Here is a 6,667-nt window from a genome sequence, read left to right as displayed (position 1 = left end):
GTTTTGCTATTCGTGAAGGTGGTCGTACTGTTGGTGCCGGTATCGTCTCTAAGATCATTGAATAAATAATGCTTGTTGAGTGCTTTAATTATTAATGCACTTTGTATAACAGGGAAATAAAGAGCATGAACAGTCAGAATATTCGCATTCGCTTGAAAGCGTTTGATCATAGAATTCTTGATACGTCGACGCGTGAGATTGTATCGACTGCTAAACGTACCGGTGCAAATGTCCGTGGTCCCATTCCGCTTCCGACGCGGATTGAGAAGTTTACGGTCAATCGTGGACCGCATATCGATAAGAAAAGTCGTGAGCAGTTTGAGATGCGAACACATAAGCGTCTTCTTGACATTGTTGATCCAACGCCGCAAACAGTGGATGCGCTTATGAAGCTCGATCTTTCTGCTGGTGTGGATGTAGAAATTAAGCTCTGAGGTTTGAGGACAGAAGGAACAGACCCGATGCGTTCAGGTGTAATAGCACAGAAGCTGGGCATGACCCGTATTTATAATGATGCTGGTGAGCATGTGCCGGTGACGGTACTTCGTTTGGAGAATTGTCAAGTCGTTGCTCAGCGTACAGTTGAAAAGAATGGTTATACTGCTGTTCAATTAGGTGTAGGCTTTGCTAAGGTTAAGAATACTTCACAAGCTCTTCGTGGACATTTTGCTAAGGCTTCTGTTGAGCCTAAAGCCAAAATAGCAGAGTTTCGTGTGAGTCCCGACAATCTTCTTGATGTTGGTACTGAGATTACAGTGGAACATTTTGTTCCAGGACAAAGAGTTGATGTGACTGGTACCAGTATTGGTAAGGGGTTTGCTGGTGTTATGAAACGACATAACTTTGGTGGGCATCGTGCTTCCCATGGTAATTCGATCACACATCGTGCTCATGGTTCTACAGGGCAGTGCCAAGATCCTGGTAAAGTTTTTAAAGGCAAAAAAATGGCCGGCCATATGGGGCAAGTGCGTGTAACAACACAGAATATTGAAGTTATTTCCACTGATAGTGAGCGTGGTTTAATTTTAGTGCGTGGTGCTGTTTCTGGTTCTAAAGGTTCTTGGATTTTGATACGGGATGCTGTGAAGAAGCGTCTTCCTGATAATGCTCCAAAGCCTGCCGGTATTCGCCGTCTTGTGAAGGAGAAAGCGGAAATGGTTACTCCGGTGACGGAAACCTCTGAAGTTGGGGGAGCCTAATAATGGATCTTGTAATTAAAACTCTTGATGGTAATGAAGCTGGCAAATTAAAGGTTTCTGAAGCTATTTTTGATCTTGTTCCGCGTGAGGATATTTTGCAACGTGTTGTTCGTTGGCAGCTTGCACGTCGTCAGCAGGGAAGTCATCAATCCCAAGGTCGTTCTGATGTGTCGCGAACAGGGGCAAAAATGTTTAAACAGAAAGGAACTGGGCGTGCTCGACATTCATCTGCACGTGCACCGCAGTTTAGAGGTGGGGGTAAGGCGCATGGACCGGTGGTTCGTAGCCATGCGCATGATCTTCCTAAAAAGATTCGTGCTCTTGGGTTACGTCTTGCTTTATCTGCAAAATTAAAAGCGAAAGATTTAATTATTGTGGATGAGTTGACTGTTAAGGATGCTAAAACGAAAATGCTTGTTTCTCATTTTTCTAAGCTTGGATTTAATAACGCTCTCTTGATTGATGGTAAAGAGATTGATATTAACTTTTTTCGTGCAGCCTCTAATATCCCTAATATTGACATTTTGCCTATTCAGGGAATTAATGTTTATGATATTTTGCGTCGCAGCAAACTTGTTTTATCAAAAGCAGCTGTTGAGGCTCTTGAGGAGCGTTTTAAATGACAGATCTTCGCCATTATGATATAATTATTAGTCCAGTTATTACTGAAAAGGCGACTATGATTTCTGAATATAATCAAGTTGCTTTTAATGTCGCGCCGAAAGCGACGAAGCCTGAGATTAAGGCTGCTATTGAAGCGCTTTTTAGCGTAAAAGTTAAAGCAGTTAACACGATAGTCCGTAAGGGTAAAGTGAAGCGTTTCAAAGGTATAGTTGGTCGGCAGAGTGATGTCAAAAAAGCGATCGTAACTCTGGCCAGTGGTCAGACTATCGACGTTTCGACAGGTCTTTAAGAGGCTCGGAGATAGGAATAATGGCACTTAAGCAATTTAATCCAACGACACCTGGGCAGCGTCAGCTTGTTATTGTGGAACGTTCTTGTCTTTATAAGGGAAAACCTATAAAGATGTTAACTGAAGGTTTGTCTTCAAAGGGTGGACGTAATAATCGCGGTCGTGTTACTGCTCGTTTTCAGGGTGGTGGACATAAACGTAGTTATCGGTTTGTCGACTTTAAGCGTCTTAAACGTGATGTTTCAGCAAAGGTTGAGCGTTTAGAATACGATCCTAATCGTACCGCTTTTATTGCTTTAATCCGCTATGAGGATGGGCAATTGAGTTATATTCTTGCGCCACAGCGTCTTGGTGTTGGTGATTCTGTTATGGCTGGTTTAAATGTGGATGTTAAACCAGGTAATGCTATGCCTCTTGGTAATATGCCTGTAGGCACAATTATTCATAATGTTGAGATGAAGCCAGGAAAAGGAGGGCAGATTGCGCGTTCAGCAGGTGCTTATGCGCAGTTGGTTGGACGAGATCATGGTATGGCTATTCTTCGTTTAAATTCTGGTGAACAGCGTTTGGTTCCGAGTAGCTGTTTTGCAACTGTTGGCGCTGTTTCAAATCCTGATCATGGGAATATTAATGATGGTAAGGCGGGTCGGTCACGTTGGCGTGGTAAACGTCCACATGTTCGTGGTGTTGCTATGAACCCCGTTGATCATCCGCACGGTGGTGGTGAAGGTCGTACATCGGGGGGGCGCCATCCAGTTTCTCCCTGGGGTAAACCTACGAAAGGTAAGCGTACGCGCTCCAATAAAGCCACTGATAAATTTATTATGCGTACGCGTCATCAACGCAAGAAATGAGAAAGGTAGTCTGAAGTGGTTCGTTCAGTGTGGAAAGGTCCGTTTGTTGACGGCTATCTTCTTGGTAAAGCAGAGAAGGTACGTGCAAGTGGGCGCAATGAAGTTATAAAAATATGGAGTCGTCGCTCTACTATTTTACCGCAATTTGTTGGTTTAACTTTTGGTGTTTACAACGGTAATAAGCATATTCCTGTTTCTGTTTCTGAAGAGATGGTTGGGCATAAGTTTGGTGAGTTCGCTCCTACCCGGACTTATTATGGTCATGGTGCCGATAAAAAAGCGAAGAGGAAGTAGGAATGGGAAAAGCTAAAGTTTCGCGCCAGCTTAAAGATAATGAAGCAAGAGCTGTCACGCGGACAATTCGTGTTAGTCCGCAGAAGCTTAATTTAGTTGCTGCAATGATTCGTGGTAAAAGAGTTAATGTAGCGCTCGCTGATTTGATGTTTTCACGCAAGCGTATTGCTGCTACTGTGAAAAAAACGCTTGAATCAGCAATTGCAAATGCAGAAAATAACCACGATCTTGATATTGATTCGCTTGTTGTGGCGGAAGCTTATGTTGGTAAGTCGATAGTGATGAAGCGCTTTCATGTTCGTGGTCGAGGGCGTGCTAGTAGAATTGAACGTCCATTTTCGCATCTTACTGTTATTGTTCGTGAAGTTACCGAAAAAGTGGAGGCCGCGTAATGGGGCAGAAGATCAATCCAATAGGACTTCGTCTTGGTGTTAATCGGACTTGGGACTCTCGTTGGTATGCTGATAGTGGTGAATATGGGCGCCTTCTTCATCAAGATTTGAAAATTCGTTCATATGTGCTTGAGGAACTTAAACAGGCAGCTATTTCTAAGGTTGTTATTGAGCGTCCTCATAAAAAGTGTCGTATTACGATTCATTCTGCACGTCCTGGTTTGATTATTGGTAAAAAGGGTGCTGATATCGAAAAGCTTCGTCGTAAGCTCTCAGAAATGACGGATGCTGAAACTTCATTGAATATTGTGGAGATTCGTAAACCGGAGATTGATGCGACAATTATTGCGCAATCAATTGCTCAACAGTTAGAGCGTCGTGTTGCTTTTCGTCGTGCAATGAAGCGTGCTGTTCAGTCTGCTATGCGTCTTGGTGCGGAAGGTATTCGTATCAATTGTTCTGGCCGTCTTGGTGGTGCTGAAATTGCTCGTATGGAATGGTATCGTGAAGGTCGTGTTCCACTTCATACCTTGCGTTCTGATGTTGATTACGGTACAGCAGAAGCTAAGACCGCTTATGGTATTTGTGGTATTAAAGTTTGGGTCTTTAAGGGTGAGATTCTTGAGCATGATCCGATGGCTTCAGAACGTCGTGCTACGGAAGCTGATCAATCTGGTTCTTCATCGAATCGTCGCCGCGAAAATGCTTAGTTTTTGAGATTGAACTAAAATTTGGAGTAGAGAACAATGTTGCAGCCAAAGCGCACAAAGTTCCGTAAACAGTTCAAAGGCCGTATTCACGGTTTTGCGAAGGGTGGTACGGATTTGAATTTCGGTGCCTACGGTTTGAAGGCTGTTGAGCCGGAGCGGGTTACTGCTCGTCAAATTGAAGCGGCGCGTCGTGCGATTACACGTTATATGAAGCGTTCTGGTCGTGTGTGGATTCGCATTTTTCCAGATCTTCCGGTTACATCTAAACCGACTGAAGTTCGTATGGGTAAAGGTAAGGGAAGTGTTGATTATTGGGCTGCACGTGTTGCTCCTGGGCGCGTCATGTTTGAGCTTGATGGAGTTCCGGAGGATGTTGCACGTGAAGCACTAAGATTGGGTGCTGCAAAGTTGCCTATAAAAACGCGTTTCATCCAGCGTATTGCTGAATAATGAGGTTAAGCGATGAGAGCCACAGAATTACGGGCGCAAACGCTCGACCAAATGAAAGATGAATTGGCTAAGTTAAAGAAAGAGCAATTTAATTTGCGTTTTCAAAAAGCAACAGGTCAATTAGAAAAGACTGCGCGCGTTAGACAAGTTCGTCGTGATATTGCGCGTATTAAAACTTTTCTTCGTCAAAAGATAAGTGAAAGTAAGGTTTAAGGAAATAAGAGATGCCTAAACGCGTTTTGCAGGGTGTTGTTATTAGCGACAAAAGTGATAAGACTGTTGTTGTCAAAGTTGAACGCCGTTATTCTCATCCGCTTCTTAAGAAGACTGTTCGGCAGTCTAAAAATTATAAAGCGCATGACGAAAACAACCAATTCAAGATTGGGGATCAAGTTTCTATTCAGGAATCTAGACCAATTTCGAAAGATAAATGTTGGATTGTTGTAAAAGACAATGTAGCGTAATGAGTTAAGCTTATTGTTTTAGAATTTAACAGTGTGGTTATCATTGATAAATTTGAAGGCGATAACTTTATCGTTATTTGGCAGGCAAATCCGAGTGTGTAAAAGATACAATCGGATATATGTGTTAAGAGAAGGTGGCCAGTCATGATTCAGATGCAAACAAACCTCGACGTTGCTGATAATTCTGGAGCGCGTCGTGTCATGTGCATCAAAGTGTTAGGCGGTTCAAAGCGGAAATATGCTTCGGTCGGTGACATTATTGTTGTTTCGGTTAAGGATGCAATTCCTCGTGGCCGTGTTAAAAAAGGTGATGTTATGAAAGCTGTTGTGGTTCGTACTGCTAAGGATATTCGTCGCGCAGATGGTAGTGTCATTCGTTTTGATAGTAATGCTGCGGTTTTAGTAGATAATAAAAAAGAGCCGATCGGTACTCGTATCTTTGGACCTGTTCCCCGTGAATTGCGTGGTAGGAATCATATGAAGATCATATCGCTTGCTCCTGAAGTTCTGTAAGGAGTAAATGTTATGCAGAAGATTCGAAAAGGTGATAAAGTTGTTGTTTTGTCCGGTAAGGATAAAGGATGTAGTGGTGAAGTAATTAAGGTTAGTCCAAAAGAGAATAAGGCTTTTGTTCGTGGGATTAATATGATTAAACGTCATCAACGTCAAACGCAGAAGCAAGAAGCTGGAATTATTTCTAAAGAAGCTCCGATTCATCTGTCTAATTTGGCGATTGCTGATCCTAAAGATGGTAAGCCTACACGTGTAGGCTTTCGTGTGAATGCAGATGGTAATAAAGTTCGTTTTGCCAAGCGTTCGGGAGAGTTGATTAATGGCTGAGGAAAGACAAATACCGCGTATGAAAGCGCATTATTTTGAAGTGATTCGTAAAGTGCTTCAAGAGAAGTTTAATTACAGAAATGCGATGCAAATTCCGCGGATTGATAAAGTTGTAATAAATATGGGGATAGGTGAAGCAACTGCTGATTCGAAGAAGCCTTCCCTTGCCGCTGAGGATTTAGGGCTAATAACGGGTCAGAAGGCTGTTGTTACGCGTGCGCGTAATTCTATTGCGACCTTTAAGGTTCGTGAAGGGATGCCTCTTGGGGCTAAAGTTACATTGCGTAAAGATCGTATGTTTGAGTTTTTAGATCGTCTTGTGACGATTGCTCTTCCGCGGGTTCGTGACTTTCGTGGTTTAAATCCAAAGAGTTTTGATGGTCGTGGCAATTTTGCTATGGGTATTAAAGAACACATTGTGTTTCCAGAAATCAACTATGATAAAGTTGATCAAATTTGGGGTATGGATATTATCGTTTGTACGACAGCAAAAACGGATGATGAAGCTCGTGAGTTATTGCGTGCTTTTAATTTTCCTTTTCGTTCGTAAC

The 6,667-nt window shown here is 42.7% G+C and carries 14 protein-coding genes and 1 pseudogene; all 15 read left to right on the top strand.

Annotation, left to right across the window (positions count from 1 at the left end; all coding sequences use genetic code 11):
- Positions 1 to 65: pseudogene (locus ACFINH_RS06265) on the top strand (elongation factor Tu); the annotation flags it as partial.
- Positions 66 to 125: 60 nt separating this feature from the next.
- Positions 126 to 434 carry a 30S ribosomal protein S10 gene (gene rpsJ / locus ACFINH_RS06260; protein ID WP_005773267.1) on the top strand — a complete coding sequence of 103 codons (309 nt, stop codon included), beginning with the start codon at positions 126 to 128 and terminating at the stop codon, positions 432 to 434.
- A 27-nt stretch (positions 435 to 461) separates the two neighbouring features.
- Positions 462 to 1,199: a 50S ribosomal protein L3 gene (gene rplC, locus ACFINH_RS06255; protein ID WP_375632416.1), complete on the top strand. Its 738-nt coding sequence runs from the start codon at positions 462 to 464 to the stop codon at positions 1,197 to 1,199.
- A gap of 2 nt (positions 1,200 to 1,201) precedes the next feature.
- Positions 1,202 to 1,822, top strand: coding sequence for a 50S ribosomal protein L4 (rplD, locus tag ACFINH_RS06250; protein ID WP_375613145.1), 621 nt, complete (start codon positions 1,202 to 1,204; stop codon positions 1,820 to 1,822).
- Positions 1,819 to 2,112: a 50S ribosomal protein L23 gene (locus tag ACFINH_RS06245; RefSeq protein ID WP_273723987.1), complete on the top strand. Its 294-nt coding sequence runs from the start codon at positions 1,819 to 1,821 to the stop codon at positions 2,110 to 2,112. The genes rplD and ACFINH_RS06245 overlap by 4 nt, the downstream gene beginning before the upstream one ends.
- 20 nt (positions 2,113 to 2,132) lie before the next feature.
- Positions 2,133 to 2,966 (top strand): 50S ribosomal protein L2, encoded by an 834-nt coding sequence (rplB, locus tag ACFINH_RS06240; RefSeq protein ID WP_273791406.1) that lies wholly within the window; start codon positions 2,133 to 2,135, stop codon positions 2,964 to 2,966.
- Between the two features lie 15 nt (positions 2,967 to 2,981).
- Entirely contained in the window at positions 2,982 to 3,260 is a 279-nt protein-coding gene (rpsS, locus tag ACFINH_RS06235) for a 30S ribosomal protein S19 (RefSeq protein WP_004855734.1), read from the top strand.
- A gap of 2 nt (positions 3,261 to 3,262) precedes the next feature.
- The gene (gene rplV, locus ACFINH_RS06230) at positions 3,263 to 3,652 is read left to right on the top strand and encodes a 50S ribosomal protein L22 (protein WP_273791407.1); all 390 of its coding nucleotides are present in this window, start codon (positions 3,263 to 3,265) and stop codon (positions 3,650 to 3,652) included.
- Positions 3,652 to 4,362, top strand: a complete 711-nt coding sequence (gene rpsC, locus ACFINH_RS06225) for a 30S ribosomal protein S3 (protein WP_375632415.1) — start codon at positions 3,652 to 3,654, stop codon at positions 4,360 to 4,362. Before rplV ends, rpsC begins: the two co-directional genes overlap by 1 nt.
- A 36-nt stretch (positions 4,363 to 4,398) precedes the next feature.
- Entirely contained in the window at positions 4,399 to 4,812 is a 414-nt protein-coding gene (gene rplP / locus ACFINH_RS06220) for a 50S ribosomal protein L16 (RefSeq protein ID WP_375611475.1), read from the top strand.
- A 12-nt stretch (positions 4,813 to 4,824) separates the two neighbouring features.
- Complete coding sequence (gene rpmC / locus ACFINH_RS06215) at positions 4,825 to 5,025, top strand: 50S ribosomal protein L29 (protein ID WP_375606714.1); 201 nt, start codon at positions 4,825 to 4,827, stop codon at positions 5,023 to 5,025.
- An 11-nt stretch (positions 5,026 to 5,036) separates the two neighbouring features.
- On the top strand, positions 5,037 to 5,276 hold the full coding sequence (gene rpsQ, locus ACFINH_RS06210; protein WP_012231991.1) for a 30S ribosomal protein S17: 240 nt from the start codon (positions 5,037 to 5,039) through the stop codon (positions 5,274 to 5,276).
- A 144-nt stretch (positions 5,277 to 5,420) separates the two neighbouring features.
- The gene (gene rplN / locus ACFINH_RS06205) at positions 5,421 to 5,789 is read left to right on the top strand and encodes a 50S ribosomal protein L14 (protein WP_004855715.1); all 369 of its coding nucleotides are present in this window, start codon (positions 5,421 to 5,423) and stop codon (positions 5,787 to 5,789) included.
- Between the two features lie 12 nt (positions 5,790 to 5,801).
- The gene (rplX, locus tag ACFINH_RS06200) at positions 5,802 to 6,116 is read left to right on the top strand and encodes a 50S ribosomal protein L24 (protein WP_375632414.1); all 315 of its coding nucleotides are present in this window, start codon (positions 5,802 to 5,804) and stop codon (positions 6,114 to 6,116) included.
- Positions 6,109 to 6,666, top strand: a complete 558-nt coding sequence (gene rplE, locus ACFINH_RS06195) for a 50S ribosomal protein L5 (RefSeq protein WP_375611477.1) — start codon at positions 6,109 to 6,111, stop codon at positions 6,664 to 6,666. Before rplX ends, rplE begins: the two co-directional genes overlap by 8 nt.
- The last annotated feature ends 1 nt before the right edge of the window (position 6,667 follow it).

The sequence above is a fragment of the Bartonella sp. AA74HLJMH genome (genome assembly GCF_042197045.1).
Taxonomy (GTDB): Bacteria; Pseudomonadota; Alphaproteobacteria; order Rhizobiales; family Rhizobiaceae; genus Bartonella.
This window is presented reverse-complemented; position numbering and strand designations above follow the sequence as displayed.

Bases quoted from the DNA above. Each gene is read 5' to 3' on its own strand.
- rpsJ (WP_005773267.1), top strand. From the start codon at position 126: ATGAACAGTCAGAATATTCGCATTCGCTTGAAAGCGTTTGATCATAGA.
- rplC (WP_375632416.1), top strand. From the start codon at position 462: ATGCGTTCAGGTGTAATAGCACAGAAGCTGGGCATGACCCGTATTTAT.
- rplD (WP_375613145.1), top strand. From the start codon at position 1,202: ATGGATCTTGTAATTAAAACTCTTGATGGTAATGAAGCTGGCAAATTA.
- ACFINH_RS06245 (WP_273723987.1), top strand. From the start codon at position 1,819: ATGACAGATCTTCGCCATTATGATATAATTATTAGTCCAGTTATTACT.
- rplB (WP_273791406.1), top strand. From the start codon at position 2,133: ATGGCACTTAAGCAATTTAATCCAACGACACCTGGGCAGCGTCAGCTT.
- rplV (WP_273791407.1), top strand. From the start codon at position 3,263: ATGGGAAAAGCTAAAGTTTCGCGCCAGCTTAAAGATAATGAAGCAAGA.
- rpsC (WP_375632415.1), top strand. From the start codon at position 3,652: ATGGGGCAGAAGATCAATCCAATAGGACTTCGTCTTGGTGTTAATCGG.
- rplP (WP_375611475.1), top strand. From the start codon at position 4,399: ATGTTGCAGCCAAAGCGCACAAAGTTCCGTAAACAGTTCAAAGGCCGT.
- rpmC (WP_375606714.1), top strand. From the start codon at position 4,825: ATGAGAGCCACAGAATTACGGGCGCAAACGCTCGACCAAATGAAAGAT.
- rpsQ (WP_012231991.1), top strand. From the start codon at position 5,037: ATGCCTAAACGCGTTTTGCAGGGTGTTGTTATTAGCGACAAAAGTGAT.
- rplN (WP_004855715.1), top strand. From the start codon at position 5,421: ATGATTCAGATGCAAACAAACCTCGACGTTGCTGATAATTCTGGAGCG.
- rplX (WP_375632414.1), top strand. From the start codon at position 5,802: ATGCAGAAGATTCGAAAAGGTGATAAAGTTGTTGTTTTGTCCGGTAAG.
- rplE (WP_375611477.1), top strand. From the start codon at position 6,109: ATGGCTGAGGAAAGACAAATACCGCGTATGAAAGCGCATTATTTTGAA.